Source organism: Parolsenella catena, from assembly GCF_003966955.1.
GTDB lineage: Bacteria > Actinomycetota > Coriobacteriia > Coriobacteriales > Atopobiaceae > Parolsenella > Parolsenella catena.
The window spans coordinates 981,459-1,003,509 of the sequence record NZ_AP019367.1; the positions used below are offsets into that span (position 1 = coordinate 981,459).

Here is a 22,051-nt window from a genome sequence, read left to right on the forward strand (position 1 = left end):
AGCGTGCCAGTTGGCGCCATTGTCCCCACACCCAGCCCAGGCAAGACGCGAATCTCGGCGAGAGGTAGATGCGTGCTACGATTCCCAACCGTAAACACGCGGGGCTTGCCCCCCAACGCGAGATAGGACTCACGACATGAACGTGGCACAGGCACTCGAGCACGCAAACGCGCTCGTATTCCCAGAGATCGTCTACTGCGGCGGCTTCAGCTCCATGGACGCGGAGCGACAGAAGAACGAGGAGGCGCTCGCGACGCTGCGCGAGGAGTTCGCCAAGAACGACAACCCCGGCTTTGGCTATGACGTCATCCTCGACCTCGCCGACCGCAACCGCGAGCTGTGCGACCAGATGGGCATCGAGCGGCTCAACAACACCCGCGACAGCAGCCTCGCGCGCGGCATGAGCGACCAGGACCTGTGCGCCGGCGTCGCGGCGCTTCAGAGGCGCAAGGCCTCCACCGTCATGCGCGAGGTGGGCGGAGACAGGAACAACCTGGGTGTGGCCTACGTCACCAAGCCCATCCGCGGCACGGTGCTGGGCATCGACATCGAGACGACGGACCGCTACCCGGACCGCGGTTACATCGTGAACGTGGGCTTTGAGATCATGGAGCTCACGGCAGACGCCGAGCCCCACGACGCCGAGGCACACTTCTGCGGCATCCCGGACATGTACGCCGAGAAGGGCGTGCCCCTGGAGCGCATCCACCACATCGGCTGGGCCGACGTTGCGGGAAAGACACCCTTCCGCCAGGACAAGAAGCTGCAGGCAAAGCTGCTCAGGCTCATGAAGAAGTACCCCTACATGGCACACAACGCCGCCTTTGAGGACTCCTGGTTCACGCTGCACCTCGAGGGCTACGCCGAGGCGCGCCGCGCGGGCAAGATCGTGCCCGTGGACACCCGAGACATCTGCCGCCAGCTCGACCCAGAGGTCAAGACGCTGCCGCGCGAGTCGAGCCCGGCCTCACTCGAGAACTGGGCACGCCGCCGCGGCACGCTCGCCAAGACCGAGGCTGAGGTCCACCAGGGCCTCGACGACACCGAGCTCATGCTGCGCACCGTCCAGGCCGAGTTCGTTGCGCGCCACTGCTTCAAGGAGTAGCCAGCGACGGGCGCCAAAGGGGACGGGTTCGTTTGGCTCCCCGGCCTCGCGCCAGGCCGCGCGCGGGACCAAAGGGACCCGTCCCCTTTGGTCCCGCGCCCTTACCAAACCGTAACAGCGGCCGGGCGTCGCTTGCGAGATACTAGACGTCCGGTATGCAAGCGGACGCAGACGGGGGCGCTCCCATGGGCAAGAAGAAGGACAAGCAGAAGAGGGCCAAGGCCAAGGAGAAGGGCCTCGACCGCCGCGCGGCCGAGTTCGCAGACGAGGTGCGCACGCCGGCCAACGAGGGAAGGCCCGAACACCGCGCGGGGCACAGGGACTTCTCCTACACGCAGAACCGCGAGGTGAGTTGGTTGCGCTTTGACGACCGCGTGCTCGACGAGGCGTTCGACGAGAGCGTGCCGCTCTTCGAGCGGATCAAGTTCTGCGCCATCTTCCAGAGCAACATGGACGAGTGGTTCATGATCCGCATCGGCGGGCTGTCAGACCTCGCAAGCCTCAAGCACCAGCCGGCCGACAACAAGAGCGACGAGACGCCCGCCGAGCAGCTTGACAGCGTTTTCGAGCTGCTCCCCGGCATGTACGAGCGCCGAGAGTCCTGCCTGCGAGACCTCGAGGGCCGCCTTGCCCTGGAGGGCGTCGAGCGCGTGAGCCCCGACTCCTACACGGACGCCGACCTCGTGGCCGTCTCGAGGCGCTTCGAGAGCTCCCTGGCGCCCATCCTCTCGCCTATCATCATCGATCCGCGCCACCCCTTCCCCAACCTGCGCAACGACGTCATGTACGTAGCCTGCTCGCTCGAGGGGACCGACGAGCACGGCATGCTCGGCATCGTCGAGGTGCCCGCGAGCGCCCAGCGCATCGTCTGGCTGCCGGCTGGCGAGGGGCGCGTGCGCTACACGCTCGTCGAGGACGTCGTCACCTCGATGCTCGGCCGCTGCTTTGGCTCCTACGTGCCCACGAGCTCGGCCGTCGTACGCGTGACGCGCAACGCCGACCTCGACCCGGACGGCGAGGGCGTCGAGGAGGAGGAGGACTACCGCCAGCACATGAAGAAGGTGCTGAAGCGCCGCAGCCGCCTGCAGCCCGTGCGCCTCGAGCTCACCGGATCGCTCGACGAGGCGCTCGTGACGCTCATCCGCAAGGAGCTTGGGCTCGAGAAGCGCCGCGTGATGCGCCTCACCACCCCCGCGGACCTCTCCTACGTCTATGCCCTCGAGAACAGGCTGCCCGCTACGCGCAAGGCGCAGCTCACCTTCCCGCCCTTCGAGCCGCAGCCCTCCCGCATGGTGCGCGCAACCGAGCCGATGCGCCCGCAGGTCGAGGACCACGACGTCCTGCTCACCTACCCCTATGAGAGTATGGGTCCGCTGCTTCGCCTCATTCACGAGGCCGCCAACGACGACGACTGCATCTCCATAAAGATCACGCTCTACCGTGTGGCCCGACACTCGCGCCTGTGCGAGAGCCTCGTGACGGCCGTCGAGAACGGCAAGGACGTCACGGTGCTCATGGAGCTTCGCGCCCGCTTCGATGAGCAGAACAACATCGAGTGGGCCGAGCGTCTCGAGGAGGCGGGCTGCACCGTCATCTATGGCTCTGAGGGCTTCAAGTGCCACTCGAAGATCTGCCAGATCACCTACCACGACGCCAGTGGCATCTCCCGCATCACGTGCCTGGGAACGGGCAACTTCAACGAGAAGACGGCACACCTCTACAGCGACTTCATGCTCATCACGGCGCACCCCGGCATCGCCGAGGACGGCAACGCCTTCTTCCGCAACCTGTCGCTGGGAAACCTCCGCGGCACCTACCGCTACCTTGGCGTGGCGCCGCTGTCGCTCAAGCCGCTCGTCATGAGGGGCATCGAGCGCGAGATGTCCCGCGCCAAGACGGGACAGCCCGCGCGCGTGCTGCTCAAGATGAACTCACTCACCGACCGCGACGTCATCGACCGGCTCGCCGAGGCCAGCCAGGCCGGCGTGGAGGTCATCATGATCATCCGCGGCATCTGCTGCATGCTGCCAGGCGTCAAGGGCCGCACGACCGGCATCGAGATTCGCCAGATCGTGGGCAGGCTCCTCGAGCACGCACGCATCTACGCGTTTGGAGTGGACGCCGACACGATCTACCTCTCGAGCGCCGACATGATGACGAGAAACACCGAGCGCCGCGTGGAGATCGCCTATCCCGTGCTTGACGAGACGTGCCGTTCCATCGTGCGCCACTACATAGCCCTTCAGCTCGACGACAACGTGAAGGCCCGTCGTCTCACGAGCCGCGGCACGTGGGCACGCATCGAGCGCGAGCCGGTACAGCCTGCCGTCAACTGCCAGGAGATCCTCATCGCTGAGGCCTACGCGGCCGCCGGAAGCGACGGCGAGGCAAGCGCCGTCTCGAGCAGGAGCCCCTCCCCGCTGCCGGCAGAGCCGCCCGTCGAGGATGCCCAGGGAAAGCCTGATCGAAAGGATGCGCCCGCGGCCCCGCAGACCAGTACAGAGTCCGAGGAATGCCAGGAGCCGGCCGCCACGCAACCCGAGCGGCACGACGCCACCCGGGACCCGGAGCCTCCGGCCGAGGTCAGCGCCCACGTCATCGAGGAGGCGCAGACGAGTCCCGAGAAGCCCGAGATGCCGGTCGCCCCCCTCGCAAGGCGCCCGCACGGACGCGTCTCCACGGCGCTTGCCCTGTTTGGGTTAGGATTCAAGACGCTGTTTGGAAAGACCGACAAGCACTAGGCGGGCCGCGCCGCGGGCTCGCAGGCAAGGAGACCCGCATGAGGCTGACCATCGAGCGCATGACCTACGGCCCGGATGCCATCGCGCACACGCAGGAGGGCAAGACCGTCTTCGTGAGCGGCGCCATCGCAGGCGACGTCGTGGAGGCCGAGCTCGTGAGCGACGGCAAGTCGTTCTCGAAGGCCCGCGCCACGGCCGTCCTCGAGCCCTCGCCGGCGCGAGTCGGATGCGACTGGCCGCTCGCCTCGGTCCTGGGCTGCGCGCCGTGGGCGGCCATGGCCTACGACGCCCAGCTCGAGGCCAAGCGCGCCAACGTGGTGGACGCCCTTGCCCGCGTGGGGCACCTCGCCGACGCCGAGCAGCTCGTGAGGCCCTGCGAGGCCCCCGGCAGCCCCTGGCACTACCGCAACAAGGCCGAGCTCGCCTTTGTCAGGGACGGGCGGCGCGCCACGCTCGGCATGCATGCGCTCGACGGCACAAGCGTCATCAAGGTGGAGGACTTCCCGCTGCTCGACACGCCCGCAAAGGGGCCGGCCTCCAGAATCGTGAAGAACGTGTCGGGCGCCCTGGGCTACCTCGCGGGCTCGCACGACCTTGACATCGAGCGCGTGGGCATCAGGCGCTCGAGCCGCACCGGAGACGTCGAGGTGGCCATATGGACCCCCACCGGCGCCTTCCCGCGCACCCAGGCGTGCCGCGTGCTCGAAAGCGTGGGTGCCACGTCCATCGTGCGCGTCATGACGAAGGGACCCGCGAAGGCGCGCAAGGTGGCAGGCGTGGAGAGGCTTGCGGGAGCGGGAAGCTGGAGCGAGCGCATCGCCGGCAACGTGATGCGCCTCTCGGCACCAAGCTTCTTCCAGGTGAACACCGCCGGCGCAGAGAAGCTCGTCGACCTCGTGCTCGATGCCCTCGACCCGCACGAGAACGACATCGCCATGGACCTGTACTCCGGAGCCGGCACCTTCACGCTGCCGCTCGCCCGCTACACGAGCTTCGTGGACGCAGTGGAGTCCTACGGCCCCGCCGTGCGAGACCTGCGACGCAACCTCGAGGAGGCACGCCTGGACAACGTCGACGCCGTGGGCGGCGACGCAGACCGGGAGTTCCCCGACGACGAAGCCGACATCATCGTCGTTGACCCGCCACGCGCCGGCCTTGCCGAGAACGTCGTGAGGCAGCTCTCGGACCAGCCCGCACGCGCCATCGCCTACGTGAGCTGCGACCCGGCCACGCTCGCCCGCGACCTCGCGCGCTTCCGCGAGATCGGAACCTACGAGGTGAAGAGCGTGACGCCCGTCGACCTGTTCCCACAGACCTTCCACGTGGAGACCGTGACGCGGCTCTATCGTCGCTAGCACGGCCGGCCGCTCGTTGCCCAAAGGCGTCTGACGCCTTTGGGCATTTTCTTTGTCGCGATACTATGGTGATGAGACAGACGGCTCACTCACGGGAGGCACGCATGGCAAAGGTAGCGATTCTTCTGGCAGACGGGTTCGAGACGATCGAGGCACTGGCACCCGCGGACGTTCTGCGCCGGGCAGGCGAGGACGTCTCGCTCGTCACGATCAACGCACTCCCGCACGTCACGACGGCTCACGGCATCGGCATCGACTGCGACGCCACGCTCGATGAGTACGACTTTGGGGCCTGCGACCTCATCGTCTTGCCCGGCGGCATGCCCGGCACGACGAACCTGCGCGCCAACGAGCGCGTCTGCGAGCTCACCCGCCAGTTCATGTCCGAGAAGCGGCTTGGCGCCATCTGCGCGGCGCCGTCAATCCTCGCCGAGCTCGGCCTCCTCGATGGTCGCGTGGCCACGTGCTATCCCGGCTGCGAGGGCGCCTTCCCGGCCGGCGTTCGCCCCGAGGAACTTGGCGTCTACACGGACGACAACCTCGTGACGGCCTCAGGCCCCGGCTTTGCCGTCGACTTTGGCCTGGCGCTGCTCGAGCTTCTCGAGGGTGCCGAGGCGGCCCAGCGCATTGCCGCGGGAATGCTCGTGGGGAGGTAGCTCATGTCGCTGTTTGACCTTCCCTCGCGCGTGGGCAGGCTCGTCCTGGCAAGCGGCTCCCCCAGGCGCGTGCAGCTTCTGCGAGAGGCGGGGTTTGACCCGCAGGTCATGCCGCAGGACGTCGATGAGACGCCCCTGCCTGGCGAGAAGGCCTACGACCTCGTGGATAGGCTTGCCTCGCTCAAGGCGCATGCGGCACTGGCCCAGGCAAGGCCCGGCGACCTCATCCTCGCGGCAGACACGACCGTGGCCCTTGAGGGCGAGGAGCTCGGCAAGCCCGCCGACGAGGCCGAGGCGCGGCAGATGCTGCGCAGGCTGTCGGGGCGTGGCCACGACGTCTATACGGCCGTCCACCTCATCCTCGTTGGCGCGGACGGCTCGACGCGCGAGTCCTCGACGTGCGAGCAGACGCACGTGACGTTCTTCGACCTTGCCGAGGATGAGATCGAGAGCTACGTCGCCACGGGAGAGCCGCTCGACAAGGCGGGTGCCTACGGTATCCAGGGAATCGGTCGCGCACTCGTGAGAGACATAGACGGCGACTACTTCAATGTGGTGGGGCTTCCCGTGGCGCGCACGCTGCGGGCGATTGACGAGCTTATGGGAAAGTGACAGGCATGACGAGGCAGATAGGCGGCAGGACGGTCGCGGACGGACGGACACTCAACGGCTCGACCGCACTCGATGAACAAGGCGCGCACTCCCCCGCCACGACCATCGCGGACGTCTCGCAAATCCCAGGCATCCGCATCGCGCACCACACGGACGAGGAGAACGGCACGGGGTGCACGGTGATCGTGTGTCCCGCGGGCGCCACGGGTGCCGTGGACGTGCGCGGTGGCGCCCCCGCAACGCGCGAGACGGACCTGCTGCGCCCCGAGGAGACCGTTGACGTGCTCCATGCCGTCGTGCTCTCGGGCGGCAGCGCCTATGGGCTGGCGGCCTCGGTAGGCGTGGCAGAGGAGCTCGAGCGCCGCGGCATCGGACTAGACGTCCAGGTGGGCGTCGTGCCCATCGTGAGCGGTGCCTGCCTGTTCGACCTTGCCTTTGCAAACCCTAGCGTGCGCCCCACGGCCGCAGACGGCGCCCGGGCGTGCGCCCTTGCGCTCGATAACGCCCCCACTCCCCTGCCACGCGGCAACGTGGGCGCCGGTTGCGGGTGCACGGTGGGTAAGCTCGGCGGCCCCACGCGCGCAATGAAGTCTGGCCTGGGCACGGACGTCGAGCAGGCGGGGCCCTTGCTGTGCGGCGCCGTGACGGCCGTCAACGCCTGCGGAAACGTCGTTGACCCAGACACGGGCGAGGTCATCGCGGGCATGCGCTCCCAGGACGGCACCGGCTTCGTAGACGAGTGCGAGCTTGCCCTGTCGATGACCGCCCGCATGCCGCTCGACCCCGGACACGCCGGCAGCGCGCGTCCTCCCGTGCGCACGAACACGACCATCTCGTGCGTCATCACGAACGCACGGCTCACGAAGGCCCAGGCCACGAAGGTGGCCCAGATGGCCGCGGATGCCTATGCCCATGCGATACGGCCAACGCACACGACCAACGACGGGGACTCCGTCTTCGTCATGGCGACGGGCGAGGTCGAGGTTCCCGTGGACGTCGTGGGCATCCTCGCGACGCGCGCCCTCGAGCGCGCGATCGCGGACGGCGCTCGCAGCGCCAAGACATCACACGGGCTTGTCGGCGCGGCAAGCCTCTAGACCAGATTGCGAGGGAGCCCCATGTACCGAATCGTCGCAAGCGACATGGACGAGACCTTTCTCGACGGGCGCCACGAGATACCGCCCGCGAATCTCGAGGCGGTCGCGCGTATGAGGGAGCTCGGCGTCCTGTTCGTCCCAAGCTCGGGTCGCGGCTACCTGTCCATCATGGACAACTTTGCGGATGTGGACCCCGCACTCATGGAGGGCACCTACGTGCTGTCCTACAACGGCGCCAACATAAACCGCTTTGGCGACCCCGTGTCTTTGTGCGAGCGCGAGCTCGACCACACGCTCGCGAACAGGCTCTGGAGGCTCGGCATTGACAACGGTCTGGCGCTTCACGCCTACACGCCCGACTGCCACATCTACGTGCGAGACCTACCCAAGAGCGAGCGCGTCTACCTCTCAAGCCTCAAGCGCATCGTGGAGCATGACGAGCCCGATTTGGATGCCTTCCCCGTCATCTCCAAGATGCTCTTCATGAACGAGGACCTGGGATGGCTCCACGAGTTCGCGGAGAAGCGCGTGAGGCCCCTGCTGGGCCGCCACGCAGTGATCACCTACTCCTCGGGGCGCTACCTGGAGGTCATTCCCGCGGGGGCGGACAAGGGAACCGGCCTTCTCAGGCTCGCCGAGATGCTTGGCGTCGACGTCTCGGAGACGATCGGCATCGGCGACTCGGCCAACGACCGCGAGATGATCGAGGCCGCCGGCCTCGGCGTGGGCGTTGCCAACGTCAGCGACGACGTGCGTCCGCTGTGCGACCTCGTCCTGGACACGCGCGGGCAGGACGGCGCCTTCATGGAGCTCGTCGACCGCGTCATCATCCCGAGCATGAGCGACTAGCCGTACAGTCTCACGCAACAAGATTGGGCCGTCCCGCTCAAGAGGTGGGACGGCCCTTGGCTTTGTCGCAAGAAAGGCGAGCTAGAACGGCATCTTTCCGCCGGGCATGCCGCCACCCATGCCCATGTTCTTCATCATCTGCTGAAGCTGGCGCTTCTGCTGCTTGCGGTTGGAGCCTGGCCCCATCATGCCGCGAATCTTGCCCATCATCTTGTTCATCTCGCCCCACTGCTTCATGAGCTGGTTGACCTCCTGCACGGAGTGGCCGGAGCCCCGGGCGATGCGGGCGCGGCGCATGCCGTTGATGGTCTTGGGACGCGCGCGCTCCTCCTTGGTCATGGAGTAGATGATAGACTCGATCGAACGCATCTGCTCCTCGGTGTTGTCTCCGCCCATCTGGCGCAGTGCCTTGTCGCCGCCGGGAAGCATGCCCAAGATCTTGCCCACGCCGCCCATCTTGCGGATCTGCCTCATCTGGGCGAGCATGTCGTCCATCGTGAAGCCCTCGCGCAACATGCGCTCGGCATCCTCGGCGGCAGCCGCGTCTGCGTTTGCCTGCGCCGTCTCGATGATGCCCACGACATCGCCCATGCCCAGGATGCGCTTGGCCATGCGGTCGGGGTGGAAGACCTCGAGGGAGTCGGGCTTCTCGCCCATGGAGACGAACTTGATGGGCTTACCGGTGACGGCACGCACGGACAGGGCGCCGCCGCCACGGGCGTCGCCGTCGAGCTTGGACATGATGACACCATCGAAGTCGGTGCGCTCGGCGAACTCGGTGACGACGTTCACGATGTCCTGGCCCGTCATGGCGTCCACCACCATGAGCACCTGGTCGGGCTTCACCGCGCGCTTGATGTCGACGGCCTCCTGCATCATGAGCTCGTCGATCTGCAGGCGACCGGCGGTGTCCACGATGACGACGTCGCGCAGGTGGTCGATGGCGTCTCGCACGGCCTGTCCCGCGATGGCCACGGCGTCCTTGCCGTCCCCGCGATAGACCGGCACGCCAATCTCTCCACCGAGCGTCTCGAGCTGGTCAGCGGCGGCGGGGCGGTGCGTGTCGCAGGCGGCGAGCTCGGGCGAGCGGCCCTGCTTCTTGAGCATGTAGGCGAGCTTGGCCGCGGCCGTCGTCTTGCCCGAGCCCTGCAGGCCCACGAGCATGATGACGTTGGGCGTGCGGTTCTGCATGAGCGTGAGCTTGCTCTCGGAGGAGCCGAGCAGCTCGGTGAGCTCGTCAAGCACGACCTTGACGACGTTTTGCGCCGGCGTGAGCGAGCTCAGGATGTCTGCCGTGAGGCAGCGCTGCTTGCAACGCGCGACGAAGTCCTTCACCACGCGGAAGTTGACGTCGGCCTCGAGCAGGGCCATGCGGATCTCGCGCATGGCGACGTTGATGTCGTCCTCGGTGAGCTTGCCCTTGCCGCGGAGCTTGTCGAAGGTGTCTGTGAGTCGATCGGAGAGGGAGTCGAACATGCTTGTCTCCTAAGTGGGTGCTGCTGGTGGGTGATAAGGAGGTCGGCGGCGCTACAGGCTCTCGCCCACGAGGGCGCGGCAGAAGTCGAGCGCGTCGAAGCGCTGGAGGTCCTCCATGGACTCGCCTACGCCGATGCGATAGATCGGCAGCTCCAGGCGGCTCGCAATGGACACCGCAATGCCGCCCTTCGACGTGCCGTCGAGCTTCGTGACGATGAGGCCGTCGAGGTCGAGCGCCTCGTTGAACTCCTTGGCCTGGTTAAGGCCGTTCTGGCCGGTCGTGGCGTCCACGACGAGCACGACCGTCACGGGCATCTGGGCGCGCTTGCGCGTCACCGAGACGACCTTGGCGAGCTCGCGCATGAGCTCGGGGCTCGTGTGCAGGCGTCCGGCGGTGTCGAGCAGCACGAGCTCAGAGCCCTGCTTCTCGGCGCTCTCGATGACGTCATAGCACACGCTTGCCGGGTCCGCGCCACGCTCGCGCGTGACGACCTCCACGCCGGAGCGATCGCCCCAGACCTTGAGCTGCTCGATGGCCGCGGCACGGAACGTGTCGGCGCCGCCGATGAGAACCGACGTGCCGCCCTCCCTGGCAGCCCCCGCGAGCTTGCCGACGGTCGTGGTCTTGCCGGCACCGTTGATGCCCACGAAGATGACGCAGCTCGGCGTGTCGTCGAACGGGTCGCGGTCCGCTGCGGGGAAGGCCTCGGCCAGACGCTTGGCCAGGGCCTCGCGCATCTGGTCTGCCGTGCGCAGCGCCTGTCTGGCGGACAGCTCGCGCAGGTCGTCGACGACCTTCATGGCAACCTCGGGACCGATGTCACCCATGACGAGCGTGTCCTCGAGGTCCTCCCAGAACTGCTCGTCGACCTCGCCGCCCATGTAGAAGATCTGGTTGAGGGCCTCCCTCGACTTCTCGAGGCCCTTCCTCAAGCGGTCAGCAAGCCCCATCAGGCATCGACCACCTTTCCTGTCGCGCGGTCAAGCCGCTGGGATACAACATGGCTCACGCCGTCTGCCTGCATGGAGACGCCGTACAGGACGTCCGCCTGCTCCATGGTGCGGCGCTGGTGGGAGATCACGATGAGCTGCGTGGTCTCCTTGAGCTGCTCGATGGCGTCGAGCAGCTTATCGAGGTTCGAGTCGTCCAGGGCGGCCTCGACCTCGTCGAACACGTAGAAGGGCACGGTGCGCGTGCGGTAGACGGCAAACAGCAGGGCAAGCGCCGTGAGGGACTTCTCGCCGCCGCTCATGAGCGTCATCTTGGCGATGCGCTTGCCCCTCGGCTGCGCCACGACCTCGATGCCCGTCTCGGCGGGGTGGTCGGGATCGGTCATCTCGAGGTGCGCCTTGCCGCCGGGGAAGAGCATGCCGAAGATCTCGACGAAGTTGGCGTTGACGGCCTCGAACGTCTGGAGGAACTGACGACGCATCTTACGGTCGATGGCGCTCGTGATCTTCTGGAGGGCCGAGCGCGCGCTCTCGAGGTCCGCGAGCTGGGCGGCGATGTAGTCCGCACGCTCCTTGAGCTTCGTGTACTCGTCCATGGCCACCTGGTTCACGGGGCCGAGCCCGTCAATCTGACGGCGAAGCGACGCAACCTCGCGCTCACAGGCCTCGCGGTCCTCGGGCTCGGGCATCTGGAGGGCCTCCTCGAGCACATGGCGACCGTCCGCGGTGATGGCGGCAATCGCCTGCTCCACGCGCACCTCGAGCTTTCCGGACTCGACCTTGAGGCTACCCTGCTCGGACTTGGCCCGCTCGAGCTCGGCGGTGACGTCGGCCACCTGCTGGCGGGCGTCGACGATCGTCTTCTTGAGGGAGTCCGAGTCTGCCTCGGCCAGGCTCGCGCGGTCGCGCAGGCGCTCGGCCCACGTGAGCGCACAGGCATGGATCGCCTCGTAGCGCTCGTGGAGCGGGTCGATGCGCAGGCGAAGCACCTCGAGCGAGCGCGTGCCCTCCTCCGCGGCACGGGCGCGCTCGGCGAGCTCGTCGATGCGGCGCGCGAGCTCGCGGTCGCGCTCGTCAAGGTGTCGGAGGCGCTCGCGCGACGTCGCCAGCGAGAGGCGAGCGTCTGCGGCCTTCTTGGCGGCATCGTCCTCGGCACGGGACGCCTCGCGGCGGCGCTCGCCTGCCTCCTGGACGAGTCGCCCAAGCTCGGAGAGACGCTCCTTGCCCTCGTCGATGCTCTTCTTGAGCTCCTCCAGGCGCGGACGGGCAGACTTGGCGCGCTCCGCCGCTGCCTCGCGACGAGACTTCACCTGGGCAAGCTCGTTCTCGGCATGGCTCACCTGAGACTCCAGGCGCCCGAGCTCTGAGTTGACGGAGTCGCGCTCGCCCCTGAGCCTCGAGACGGCTCCGGAGGCCTCGCTCGCGGCCTCGCGCGCCTGGGCGAGCTCCTCGGCCGCCGCATCGACGAGAGCTGTCGTTTGCGTCACACGCTGCTCAAGCTCGGCAACGCCGCCCTCGAGTGCGGGGACCTGCTCGACGAGCTCGGCGATGCGACGCTTGCGCTCGAGCGTTCCCGCCGCGGCACCGGCAGATGCCCCCGCTTGCGTGCGGCCGTCGGGAAGCGACATGACGCCGTCGAGCGTCACGTAGGTGAGCGAGGGGTCTTTGGCGTGGGCTGAGACGGCCTGCTCGGGCGAGTCGACGATGCGGATGTCGCCAAGCAGACGCTCGACGAGACCCCTGGCATCGTCACTCACGCTCAGGAGGTCGACGAGCCGCTCGCCGCAGGCCTCGACGGGCTCGGGCGCGTGCTCGGAGAGATTGAGCACCGTGAGAGATCCGCTCGCGCCGCTCATGCCGCGCGCCGCGTCCATGATGCGGGCGACGTCATCCCCAGAGCCCACGACGGGCGCCCCGAGCGTCTCGCCAAGCAGGCGCTCGACGAGCGAGTCGAGCTCGGCGGGGGCGCTCACGACGTCTGCGAGGCGGCAGCGCACGAGCGAGGAGAGCTCGTCCGCGGAAAGGACGCGGCTCTCGAGCGAGTCCCTGCCGGCCCCGAGCTGGGCGTCAACGTCACGTAGCGCTCGCAGCGTGGCCTTGGCCTGCTCGAGCTTGCCTCGTGCCGACTCGAGCTCGCGGCGCGCGTCCGCCGCGGCCCTCGCGGCCTCGTCATGGCTCGCCTTGCGCTCGCCGATGGCAGCCTGTGCCTTCTCGGCGCCGCCCTTTGCCTCGGCAAGATCGCCCTCGAGCTCCTCGAGCCGGCGTGTCCTGCTCTCGAGCGCGGCACGGGTCGTCTCGAGCGTCTCGTCGATCTGCTCGATGCGGCTCGCGAACATCTGGTCCTCGACCTCGGCGTTCGAGATCTCGTCGGTAAGCTTGGCGTGGTCGAGCGTGGCGCGGTCGAGCGCATGCTGGCAGTCGCGCTGCTCGCTCGTGAGGCGTGCCTGCTCCGAACCCGCCTCGCGGCGCGCCGCCGTGGCGGCCTTCGCCGCGGGCTCGAGTCGTGAGACGTCCTTGGCGAGGCTGTCAGCGGCCGCGCGAGTCTCGCACAGGCGCGAGGAGACGTCCTCGCGCTCCGACTGGGCCTCCGAGCGCTGGCGCTCCACCTGGGAGAGCGTCAGACGCGTCTCGGAGAGCCGGTCCACCATGTTGCGGCCCTTCTCCTCGAGCAGGCGCATGTCGCTCTCGAGGCGGCCCAGGATGTCTGCGCAGCGGCGGCGCTGCTCGCCGAGGTCTCCCACGAACAGGCCCTTCTGCTCGAGCATGCTCTGGAGCTTCTCGAGCTCGCGGGTCTTCTCGTCAACGCGGAACTGCGCGAGCTCGACGGCCGCCGCGGCCTCGTTGCTCCTGCCCTGCAGCTCGCCCCACTGCTGCTGCAGGCGGCGGACGTCATCCACGGCAAGCTGGCAGGTGAGCTCGGATAGGCGGGAGTCGAGCTCGTTGTAGCGCTTGGCTCGATCGACCTGCCGTTCGAGCGGGCGCAGCTGGCGGTTGAGCTCGCGCGCCACGTCACGGGCGCGCACGAGGTTCTTGTCCATGTCGGCGAGCTTGCGCTGCGAGCGCTCCTTGCGGCGACGGTGCTTGGAGATGCCGGCAGCCTCCTCGATGAGGGCACGGCGCTCCTCCGGGCGGCTGCTCAGGATGGAGTCGAGCTTGCCCTGGGAGATGATGGAGTGCGTGTCCTTGCCCAGGCCCGAGTCATGCAGGATGTCCTGGATGTCCATGAGGCGGGCGGGCGCCCCGTTGATGAGGTACTCAGACTCGCCGGAGCGATACATGCGCCTCGTGATGCCGACCTCGGCGAAGTCGACGGGCAGCGTGTGGTCCGCGTTGTCGAGCACGAGCGTGACCTCGGCCACACCGACGGGCTTGCGCGCCGAGGAGCCCGAGAACACGACGTCCTCCATGGCCTGGCCGCGCAGCATCTTGGCGCTCTGCTCGCCCAGCACCCATAGGATGGCGTCGCTCACGTTGGACTTGCCCGAGCCGTTGGGGCCCACCACGACCGTGAGGCCCGGGTCGAAGACCATGTGCGTGCGATCGGCGAAGGACTTGAAGCCCTTCAGCGTGAGCGACTTCAGGAACAATTGACGCCCTCCTCGGCAAGGCGCGCGATGGCGTCGGCCGCGGCCACGCTCTCGGCCTCCTTCTTGGAGGAGCCCACGCCCCTGCCGACGCGCCTGCCCTCGACGAGCACGACCGACGTGAACGTGGGGCTGTGGGCAGGCCCCTGCTCGTCCTCAAGCCTGTACTCCGGTGCGCATCGCATCTCTCGCTGCGTGATCTCCTGCAGGCGGCTCTTGGGGCTCACGGGGCGCTCCGCGAGCTCGGGCACCATGTGGGGGCCGAGCGTGCGCGAGACGAACTCGTGCGTGACGTCATAGCCACCGTCGAGGTACAGGGCCCCCACAACCGACTCGTAGACGTTCTCCAGCGCCGCGTGGAGCCCTCGGGCGCCCGTGCCCTTCTCGGACTCGCCGAACACGATGCACTCGCCGATGCCAAGCTCCTCGGACACCCGGGAGAGCGTCTTGCCCGAGACGAGCGAGATCTTGAGGCGCGTGAGCTTGCCCTCGTCCATGTCGCGGAAGCGCTCGAACAGGTCGGTTGCCACGATGGCGCCCAGGATCGAGTCGCCAAGGAACTCGAGGCGCTCGTATGAGGCCGAGACGGGCAGGTGCTCGACGGCGCTTGGGTGCGTGATGGCAGCCGTGATGAGCTCGCGGTTGGCGAACGTGTGGTTGCAGATCCGCTCTATGTGTTCAATCCGCTCTGCGGCGGCGCTTTGGGGCATGCGCGCTCCCCCATCTATGAAGAGTTCTCCAGGTATGGGCGGACCGCCCTCGGGCGGCCCGCAAACATCTCTCAATTGTACCCGTAGCCCGACGTTCGCGCGAGGGCGGCGAAGATGAGTCTCTGCCCCGTCCGGACGCTACGCCTGGGAGGCGGACATAGCCTGGGCCAGCTTGGCGCAGAGATCCTCGCGCACGCAGCGGGCCGCCGCGAGGGTGCCGTTCATGATCGCCTCGGGGTTCGTGGCGCCGTGTCCCACGAGAACAGGCGCCTTGAGGCCGAGAAGCGCCGCGCCGCCGTAGGCGTCGCCGCTCAGGAGCTTGGCCACGCCCTTGAGGGCGGGCTTGACCATGAGGGCGCCCACGGCCACGCGCTTGCTCCTTGCGGCCTCGGCCTTGAGCGCGGAGACGATGAACTTGGCCGTGCCCTCCACGGTCTTCACGGCGACGTTGCCCGTGTAGCCGTCCGTCACGATGACGTCGAGCGAGCCCGTGAGGATGTCTCGTCCCTCGCAGTTGCCGGCGAAGTTTACGCCCGCGGCCTCGGCGAGCGCCTTGTGGCGCTCGAGCGCGGACTCCGAGCCCTTCGTCTCCTCGGTGCCGTTGTTGAGAAGGCCAACGGTTGGGTTCTCGACGCCAAGGACGACCTGGGAGTAGGCCTGTCCCATACGGGCAAACTGCACGATCATGTCCGTGGTGCAGTCTGCGTTGGCGCCCATGTCAAGGAAGGTCGTCATGTGGCCGTCGATGCCCGGCATGGCGCAAGCGAGCGCCGCGCGCGAGACGCCCTTGGTGCGTCCGACGACAAGCGTTCCGGCCGCGAGGATGGCGCCGGTGGAGCCCGCCGAGAAGAACGCGTCTGCCTCGCCGGCGCGCACGGCACGGCAGCCCCGCACGATGGAGGAGTCCTTCTTGCGGCGCACGGCCTGGGTGGGGTGCTCGCCCATCTCGATGCACTCGGTGGTCACGAGAGCCTCGGCACGCGCGTGCTTGGCGCAAAAGGGAACGACGACCTCCTCGTTGCCGGCGACGATGACCTCGAGGTCGGCATCCGCCTCGAGCGCCCGGGCGATGCCCTCGAGCACGACCTCTGGCGGCTCGTCTCCGCCCATGGCGTCAACCACAACGCGAACCATATGCGCCTCCCCTTTCGCCGGCACCTGTGCTTCCGGCAAGACTATGCAGTAACAGAAAAGAGGCCGGCCCGACAAGGACCGGCCTCCCTGGCCACTCTGAAATTGGGCAGCTACTCGGTGACGATGACCTCGCGGCCCTTGTAGTAGCCACAGCTCGGGCACACGCGGTGCGGGAGCTTCACAGCGCCGCACTGCGGGCACGTGGAACGAGCCGGCATGTCGAGCTTGCTGTTGGCCGAGCGACGGGTGTGGGTCGCGCCGCGGCCCTTCTTCTGCTTGGGTACTGCCATTGTTGACCTCTCTTACGAATCTCACGTCGCCACGCGCGCGACGGTCTTTCACAGACAAACGGGAATGATAGCACGTTTGGTAGAGCAAACACCACGATTACACAGGATTTGGTGCGTAAATCGCTAATCCTGCGCAGAGTCTCCGTCCTCGCCATCAAGGCGAAGCCCCGCGAGGGCCGCGAACGGGCCCGTTGCCGCATCGACGGAGGCCATCTTCTCGGCACAGCCGCAGTCACCCTCGTTGAGGTTGGCGCCGCAGTGCGGGCAGAGTCCCTTGCAGTCCTCGCGGCACAGCACGACGAACGGGGTCTCCATGACGATGGCAGCCATGATGGGCTCGGCGAGGTCGATCGTGTGGTCCTCGCCCACCAGGGAGAAGTCCACCTCGTCCTCGTCGTCCGAGAGATCCTCCTCGGCCGGGGCCTCGAACAGGAAGTACTCGTCCACCTCGGAGGCGATATCGAACTCGGCGTCCTCGAGGCAGCGGTCGCACGTACCGAGCACGTGCGCGCGCACGATGCCCGAGGCGAGGATGCCCTCCCCGGCGTTGGTGAGCACGAGGTCGTAGTCGATGCCGCCGGGCAGACGGAAGTCGTGGTCTCCCACCGAGTAGGAGTCGTCGTCGATGTGGCCGGCGACGGGCAGCACGGAGCCGGCGCCCGCGAGCCGCTCGTCGACGGAGATGATGATGGGATCCATGGCGCTACCTACGAGACGAGGAGCCGTCGTCAAGGGCCTGGCGGCTGCGCTCGAGCTGGCCGATGACGCTCTTGAGGTTGTCCTCGATGCCCGTGAGCACGCCCTCGGCGTAGTCGTTGATGTGATAGCGCAGGTCTCGCTCGTACTGGGAGGCCTGGTCGCGGATCTCCTCGGCCTGCTGGTTGGCGAGGCGGACGACCTCCTGGTCGCCAGCGAGGATCATGGCCTGCTGCTGGGCGTCTGCCACGATGGTGTCTGCCGTCTGGTGAGCGTGGGCGAGGATCTCTTCCTCCTCCTTCATGACGCGGCGCGCGGCGTTGAACTCCTCGGGGAAGACGTTGCGAATCTCGTCGAGGAGGTCGTAGATGGCGTCGGCGTCAACGATCTTGGGGTTACTGCCCGAGCCGCCCATGAGGGGCTTCTTGCCCTCGTTGAGAATCTCCTCGAGCTCGTCGCACAGGGCGTTGACCTCTTCACCTGGCTGCATGCGCAGGCTCCTTTCGTGCTTGGCCCGCAAAGCAAAAGGCGCGCTTGGGACCCCTCGAAAACCGATGCTAGAGCGACACGTGTCGCGTATATCCGGACAACCTTATCATAACGGCGGCTATGCGGCGCACGCGGCGCCGCATAGCCGCACAGAAAGCGCGAGCGCAGCAAAACAGACGCTACGGGCCCAAAACGAAAAACCCGATGGCGTCTGAAAAGCTGCACTCGCGGGTTCGCTAGTCCTCGGCGAACTGGGAGTTGTACAGCTCGGCGTAGAAGCCGCCGGCCGCAAGCAGCTCGGCGTGCGTGCCGCGCTCGACGATGTCGCCGTCCCTCAGCACGAGGATGACGTCGGCGTTGCGGATCGTGGACAGGCGGTGCGCGATGACGAAGCTCGTGCGCCCCTGCATGAGCGCGTCCATGGCCCTCTGGATGAGCTCCTCGGTACGCGTGTCGACGTTCGAGGTAGCCTCGTCGAGGATGAGTGCGGGACGGTCCGCGAGAAACGCGCGGGCGATCGTCACGAGCTGGCGCTGGCCCTGGGAGAGGTTCGTGCCCTCCTCGTTGATGACGAAGTCATAGCCGCCGGCGAGCGTGTGGATGAAGTGGTCGCAGCGCGCGGCGCGAGCGGCAGCCTCGACCTCGGCGTCCGTGGCGTCGGGATGGCCGTAGCGGATGTTCTCGCGGATCGTGCCGTTGAACAGCCACGTGTCCTGCAGCACCATCGCGAACTGGCGGCGCAGCTCGGCGCGGTCCCAATCGCGGACGTCGACGCCGTCGACCTTGAGCGAGCCCGCGTCCACGTCATAGAAGCGCTGGAGCAGCTTGATGAGCGTCGTCTTGCCGGCGCCCGTGGGACCCACGATGGCCACGGTCTGGCCGGGCTCGGCCACGCAGGAGAAGTCATGGATGATCGTCTTGTCCGGCGTGTAGCCAAAGCGCACGTGCTCGAACTCGACGAGGCCATCGCGCTTCTCGGGCACCTGGGGGTTCTCGACCTGCTGCTCCTCCGGGGCGGCGAGGAACTCGAAGACGCGCTCGGTGGCCGCGGCCATGGACTGCAGCGTGTTGCTCACGTTGCCGAGCTGCTGCACCGGCTGGGTGAAGTTGCGGACGTACTGGATGAAGGACTGGATGTCACCGGGAGTGGCGTTTCCGGTGAGGGCAAGCTGGGCGCCCACGACGACCACGCCCACGTAGCCCATGTTACCCACGAGGCTCATGAGCGGCATCATGAGGCCGGAGAGGAACTGCGAGCGCCAGCCGGAGATGAACAGGCGGTCGTTCTTCTCGTCGAACTGCTGCACGGCGGCGTCGGCGCGGTCGAAGACCTGGATGACGTTCTGGCCGGCGAAGTCCTCCTCGATGATGCCGTTCACGGCGCCGAGGACCTGCTGCTGCTCGCGGAAGTAAGGCTGCGAGAAGTGGATCATCACGATCATGATGAGGGCGGCCGCCGGCAGCGTGAGCACGGTGACGCCCGTGAGCGGCAGGCTGATGGACAGCATCATGACGAGCACGCCCACGATCTGGGTGATCGAGGTGATGAGCTGCGTGATGGACTGGTTGAGGCTCTGTCCGAGCGTGTCGACGTCGTTCGTGATGCGGGAGAGCACGTCTCCCTTGCTGTGACCGTTGAAGTAGCTCATGGGGACGACCGAGATCTTCTTGGCAATCTCCTTGCGCATGCGGTAGCAGATCTTCTGCGTGACGCCCGTCATGAGCCAGCCCTGGATGAGGTTGCACGCGGAGCTCGCGAGGTACAGTCCGAGCAGGAACAAAAGCGTCTTGCCGATCCAGCCGAAGTCGACCGAGCCGGTGCCGCTCACCTTGGCGACGAGTCCCTCGTAGAGCTTCGTCGTGACCTGGCCGAGAACCTTGGGGCCCACGATGTTGAAGATGACGGAGCACACGGCAAACGCGATGCCGAAGAAGACGGCGACCTTGTGCTGGCCGATGTAGCCAAGCAGCTGCAGCATCGTGCCCTTGAAGTCCTTGGCCTTCTCGGTGGAGCGGCCGCCCATGCGGCCCATGGGCCCGCGCTGGCGCTGCCTGGGGGCGGCGGAGTTCTCGTTAGCCATTAGCGCTCACCTCCTTCCATGACCTGCGCAATCTCGGCATCGGTGAGGCCGAGCTCGGCGGCCGACAGCTGCGACTGGGCGATCTCGAGGTAGGCGGGGCAGCTGCGCAGGAGCTGCTCGTGCGTGCCCTGGCCCACCACGCGGCCCTCATCGAGCACGATGACCTGGTCCGCGTGCATGATCGTGGCGATGCGCTGGGCCACCACGACGACGGCGCTGTCCTTCTCGTGGGCCGCGAGCTGCTCACGCAGCAGCGCGTCGGTCTTGTAGTCAAGTGCGGAGAAGGAGTCGTCGAACACGATGACCTCGGGCCTCTTGGCGAGCGCACGGGCGATGGAGAGGCGCTGGCGCTGGCCGCCGGAGACGTTGGAGCCACCCTGGCTTATCTCGGAGTCCCAAGCGCCCTCGCGCTGCTCGATGAACTCGGTTGCCTGGGCGATGTCTGCGGCACGGCGCATGTCGTCGTCGCTCACGGACTCGCCGGCGAACTTGAGGTTGGACTCGACGGTGCCCGAGAACAACAAGCCCTGCTGCGGGACGTAGCCCACGCGACGACGGAGCTCGGAGAGGGGTATGTCTCGCACGTCGACGCCATCGAGCGTGACCTTGCCGCCCGTGACGTCGTACAGGCGCGGGATGAGCTGGACGAGCGTGGACTTGCCCGAGCCCGTAGAGCCGATGATGCCAAGCGTCTCGCCGGCGTGCACCGTGAAGTCGACCCCACCGATGACGTCCTCGCGGGCGTCAGGGTACTGGAAGCTCACGTTGTGGAAGGCCAGCTCGCCGCGCGGGGCGCTCGCGGCCGGCAGCTTGGGGTGCGCGGGCTCCCTGATGGAGCTCTGCGTGCTGAGGACATCCTCGACGCGCTCCGCGGCCACCTCGGCGCGCGGCAGCATGACCGAGACCATCGTGAGGATCATGAACGCCATGACGATCTGCATGGTGTAGGAGATGAACGCCATCATGTCGCCAACCTGCATGACGCCGTCGCTGACGCCGTGGCTGCCCGCCCAGACGATGAGGACGGTCACGCAGTTCATGACGAACATCATGAGCGGCATCATGAAGCTCATGGCGCGGTTCGTAAACAGCTGGGTGTCCATGAGGTCGCGGCTCGCGCCGTCGAAGCGCTCGAGCTCGTGGGACTGACGGCCGAAGGCGCGGATGGGCATGACGCCGTCGAGCATCTCGCGCGCCACGAGGTTCACGCGGTCGACATACGTCTGCATCTTCTTGAACTTGGGCATGGTGAGGCCCATGAGCACGCCCACGACGGCGGAGACCGCGATGACGGCGACACCGATGGTCCACTCGAGGCCCGTGTGCGTGGCGAGCACGCGCATGATGGCGACCACGCCCATGATGGGCGCCATGAGCACCATGCGAATGAACAGCGTCGTGGCCATCTGGATCTGCTGGATGTCGTTCGTGCAGCGCGTGATGAGCGACGCCTGGCTGAACTTGCCAACCTCGGCCGGCGAGAAGTGCATGACTTGGTCGAACGTCTTGCGACGCAGGTCGCGGGCGATGGTGCAGGCGGTGTGGGAGGCCACGGCGCCCGTGAGGATCGTGGCGACGAGGCTCACGGCGCACAGGGCGAACATCTTGAGCGACATGGAGGCGAGGTAGGAGTTCTGGACGTCGCTCAGGCTGATGCCCTGGGCCTCGTACTCCTGGCTCACGTAGTTGATGGCGCGCTGCTTCACGATCGAGCCGCCCATGGCGCCCATCTGGTCGCTCATGGCGCTTGCCGCGGAGACGAGCTGGTCTCGGGGGACCATCCCGGCGGCCACGGCCGCACGCACGGTGTCCATGTCGAGCGTGCCGGTCATGGACTCGTTGAGCGTCGAGGCGTCGACGCCCTGCTCGAGGGCGAGCGCGACGGTCTCGGGCAGGCTCATGGCATTGGCGACGGCGCCGTCATCGGCGCGCTCGTCCTCGGAGCCCTGGTAGGTGCGGACGCCATCGGCGTCCTCGGGGGCATAGGCGGCCTCGACGGTCTGCTCGTCTTCCTCGGTCATGAACATCTCGAGGTCTGCGAGCGAGGTTGCCCGAATCGTGTCGGGCACGGGAGAGGCGATGCCTCCCTGTTGGATGCCGACGTCGACGATCTCACTCATATAGGTGGGCAGCGTGAGGTCGGCGTTGCAGCTGATTGTGATGAGCCCCACGGCGACGATGAGCGCCAGCACATGGTTCTTGAACAGCTTGATTATCCTCAAGGG

The 22,051-nt window shown here is 67.2% G+C and carries 17 protein-coding genes; 7 read left to right on the forward strand and 10 right to left on the reverse strand.

Annotation, left to right across the window (positions count from 1 at the left end):
- The first annotated feature begins 136 nt into the window (after nucleotides 1-136).
- The 7 genes from Pcatena_RS04545 (at nucleotide 137) to Pcatena_RS04575 (ending at nucleotide 8,415) form a co-directional block, all read left to right on the forward strand.
- A complete protein-coding gene (locus Pcatena_RS04545) occupies nucleotides 137-1,105 on the forward strand; it encodes a 3'-5' exonuclease (protein ID WP_126422029.1) in 969 nt (322 codons plus the stop codon).
- Between the two features lie 185 nt (nucleotides 1,106-1,290).
- Nucleotides 1,291-3,846, forward strand: coding sequence for a polyphosphate kinase 1 (gene ppk1, locus Pcatena_RS04550; RefSeq protein WP_126422031.1), 2,556 nt, complete (start codon nucleotides 1,291-1,293; stop codon nucleotides 3,844-3,846).
- A 38-nt stretch (nucleotides 3,847-3,884) separates the two neighbouring features.
- Complete coding sequence (gene rlmD, locus Pcatena_RS04555) at nucleotides 3,885-5,201, forward strand: 23S rRNA (uracil(1939)-C(5))-methyltransferase RlmD (RefSeq protein ID WP_126422033.1); 1,317 nt, start codon at nucleotides 3,885-3,887, stop codon at nucleotides 5,199-5,201.
- Nucleotides 5,202-5,305: 104 nt separating this feature from the next.
- Nucleotides 5,306-5,857 (forward strand): DJ-1 family glyoxalase III, encoded by a 552-nt coding sequence (locus tag Pcatena_RS04560; protein WP_126422035.1) that lies wholly within the window; start codon nucleotides 5,306-5,308, stop codon nucleotides 5,855-5,857.
- A gap of 3 nt (nucleotides 5,858-5,860) precedes the next feature.
- Nucleotides 5,861-6,469, forward strand: a complete 609-nt coding sequence (locus tag Pcatena_RS04565; RefSeq protein ID WP_126422037.1) for a Maf family protein — start codon at nucleotides 5,861-5,863, stop codon at nucleotides 6,467-6,469.
- A 5-nt stretch (nucleotides 6,470-6,474) separates the two neighbouring features.
- On the forward strand, nucleotides 6,475-7,566 hold the full coding sequence (locus Pcatena_RS04570; protein WP_126422039.1) for a P1 family peptidase: 1,092 nt from the start codon (nucleotides 6,475-6,477) through the stop codon (nucleotides 7,564-7,566).
- A gap of 21 nt (nucleotides 7,567-7,587) precedes the next feature.
- Nucleotides 7,588-8,415, forward strand: a complete 828-nt coding sequence (locus Pcatena_RS04575; protein ID WP_232619826.1) for an HAD-IIB family hydrolase — start codon at nucleotides 7,588-7,590, stop codon at nucleotides 8,413-8,415.
- 81 nt (nucleotides 8,416-8,496) lie between these two features.
- Here the strand turns inward: Pcatena_RS04575 and ffh are convergent, their stop codons facing one another.
- The 10 genes from ffh to Pcatena_RS04625 form a co-directional block, all read right to left on the reverse strand.
- Nucleotides 8,497-9,891 (reverse strand): signal recognition particle protein, encoded by a 1,395-nt coding sequence (gene ffh / locus Pcatena_RS04580; RefSeq protein ID WP_126422041.1) that lies wholly within the window; start codon nucleotides 9,889-9,891, stop codon nucleotides 8,497-8,499.
- A gap of 51 nt (nucleotides 9,892-9,942) precedes the next feature.
- Nucleotides 9,943-10,842, reverse strand: coding sequence for a signal recognition particle-docking protein FtsY (gene ftsY / locus Pcatena_RS04585; protein WP_126422043.1), 900 nt, complete (start codon nucleotides 10,840-10,842; stop codon nucleotides 9,943-9,945).
- Complete coding sequence (gene smc, locus Pcatena_RS04590) at nucleotides 10,842-14,429, reverse strand: chromosome segregation protein SMC (protein ID WP_126422045.1); 3,588 nt, start codon at nucleotides 14,427-14,429, stop codon at nucleotides 10,842-10,844. The genes ftsY and smc overlap by 1 nt, the downstream gene beginning before the upstream one ends.
- Nucleotides 14,420-15,136, reverse strand: coding sequence for a ribonuclease III (rnc, locus tag Pcatena_RS04595; RefSeq protein WP_126422047.1), 717 nt, complete (start codon nucleotides 15,134-15,136; stop codon nucleotides 14,420-14,422). The genes smc and rnc overlap by 10 nt, the downstream gene beginning before the upstream one ends.
- 138 nt (nucleotides 15,137-15,274) lie before the next feature.
- Complete coding sequence (plsX, locus tag Pcatena_RS04600) at nucleotides 15,275-16,270, reverse strand: phosphate acyltransferase PlsX (RefSeq protein WP_126422049.1); 996 nt, start codon at nucleotides 16,268-16,270, stop codon at nucleotides 15,275-15,277.
- A gap of 110 nt (nucleotides 16,271-16,380) precedes the next feature.
- A complete protein-coding gene (gene rpmF / locus Pcatena_RS04605) occupies nucleotides 16,381-16,560 on the reverse strand; it encodes a 50S ribosomal protein L32 (protein ID WP_126422051.1) in 180 nt (59 codons plus the stop codon).
- 123 nt (nucleotides 16,561-16,683) lie between these two features.
- Nucleotides 16,684-17,259, reverse strand: coding sequence for a YceD family protein (locus Pcatena_RS04610; RefSeq protein WP_126422053.1), 576 nt, complete (start codon nucleotides 17,257-17,259; stop codon nucleotides 16,684-16,686).
- A gap of 4 nt (nucleotides 17,260-17,263) precedes the next feature.
- Nucleotides 17,264-17,746, reverse strand: coding sequence for a BAR domain-containing protein (locus tag Pcatena_RS04615; protein WP_126422055.1), 483 nt, complete (start codon nucleotides 17,744-17,746; stop codon nucleotides 17,264-17,266).
- Nucleotides 17,747-17,981: 235 nt separating this feature from the next.
- Nucleotides 17,982-19,826 (reverse strand): ABC transporter ATP-binding protein, encoded by a 1,845-nt coding sequence (locus Pcatena_RS04620; RefSeq protein WP_198433385.1) that lies wholly within the window; start codon nucleotides 19,824-19,826, stop codon nucleotides 17,982-17,984.
- Nucleotides 19,826-22,048, reverse strand: a complete 2,223-nt coding sequence (locus Pcatena_RS04625) for an ABC transporter ATP-binding protein (protein WP_126422057.1) — start codon at nucleotides 22,046-22,048, stop codon at nucleotides 19,826-19,828. Before Pcatena_RS04625 ends, Pcatena_RS04620 begins: the two co-directional genes overlap by 1 nt.
- Nucleotides 22,049-22,051 lie beyond the last annotated feature (3 nt).

Bases quoted from the DNA above. Each gene is read 5' to 3' on its own strand.
- Pcatena_RS04575 (WP_232619826.1), top strand. From the start codon at position 7,588: ATGTACCGAATCGTCGCAAGCGACATGGACGAGACCTTTCTCGACGGG.
- Pcatena_RS04570 (WP_126422039.1), top strand. From the start codon at position 6,475: ATGACGAGGCAGATAGGCGGCAGGACGGTCGCGGACGGACGGACACTC.
- rnc (WP_126422047.1), bottom strand. From the start codon at position 15,136: ATGCCCCAAAGCGCCGCCGCAGAGCGGATTGAACACATAGAGCGGATC.
- Pcatena_RS04560 (WP_126422035.1), top strand. From the start codon at position 5,306: ATGGCAAAGGTAGCGATTCTTCTGGCAGACGGGTTCGAGACGATCGAG.
- Pcatena_RS04615 (WP_126422055.1), bottom strand. From the start codon at position 17,746: ATGCAGCCAGGTGAAGAGGTCAACGCCCTGTGCGACGAGCTCGAGGAG.
- Pcatena_RS04610 (WP_126422053.1), bottom strand. From the start codon at position 17,259: ATGGATCCCATCATCATCTCCGTCGACGAGCGGCTCGCGGGCGCCGGC.
- ppk1 (WP_126422031.1), top strand. From the start codon at position 1,291: ATGGGCAAGAAGAAGGACAAGCAGAAGAGGGCCAAGGCCAAGGAGAAG.
- ffh (WP_126422041.1), bottom strand. From the start codon at position 9,891: ATGTTCGACTCCCTCTCCGATCGACTCACAGACACCTTCGACAAGCTC.
- rpmF (WP_126422051.1), bottom strand. From the start codon at position 16,560: ATGGCAGTACCCAAGCAGAAGAAGGGCCGCGGCGCGACCCACACCCGT.
- ftsY (WP_126422043.1), bottom strand. From the start codon at position 10,842: ATGGGGCTTGCTGACCGCTTGAGGAAGGGCCTCGAGAAGTCGAGGGAG.
- rlmD (WP_126422033.1), top strand. From the start codon at position 3,885: ATGAGGCTGACCATCGAGCGCATGACCTACGGCCCGGATGCCATCGCG.
- plsX (WP_126422049.1), bottom strand. From the start codon at position 16,270: ATGGTTCGCGTTGTGGTTGACGCCATGGGCGGAGACGAGCCGCCAGAG.
- Pcatena_RS04620 (WP_198433385.1), bottom strand. From the start codon at position 19,826: ATGGCTAACGAGAACTCCGCCGCCCCCAGGCAGCGCCAGCGCGGGCCC.
- Pcatena_RS04545 (WP_126422029.1), top strand. From the start codon at position 137: ATGAACGTGGCACAGGCACTCGAGCACGCAAACGCGCTCGTATTCCCA.
- Pcatena_RS04565 (WP_126422037.1), top strand. From the start codon at position 5,861: ATGTCGCTGTTTGACCTTCCCTCGCGCGTGGGCAGGCTCGTCCTGGCA.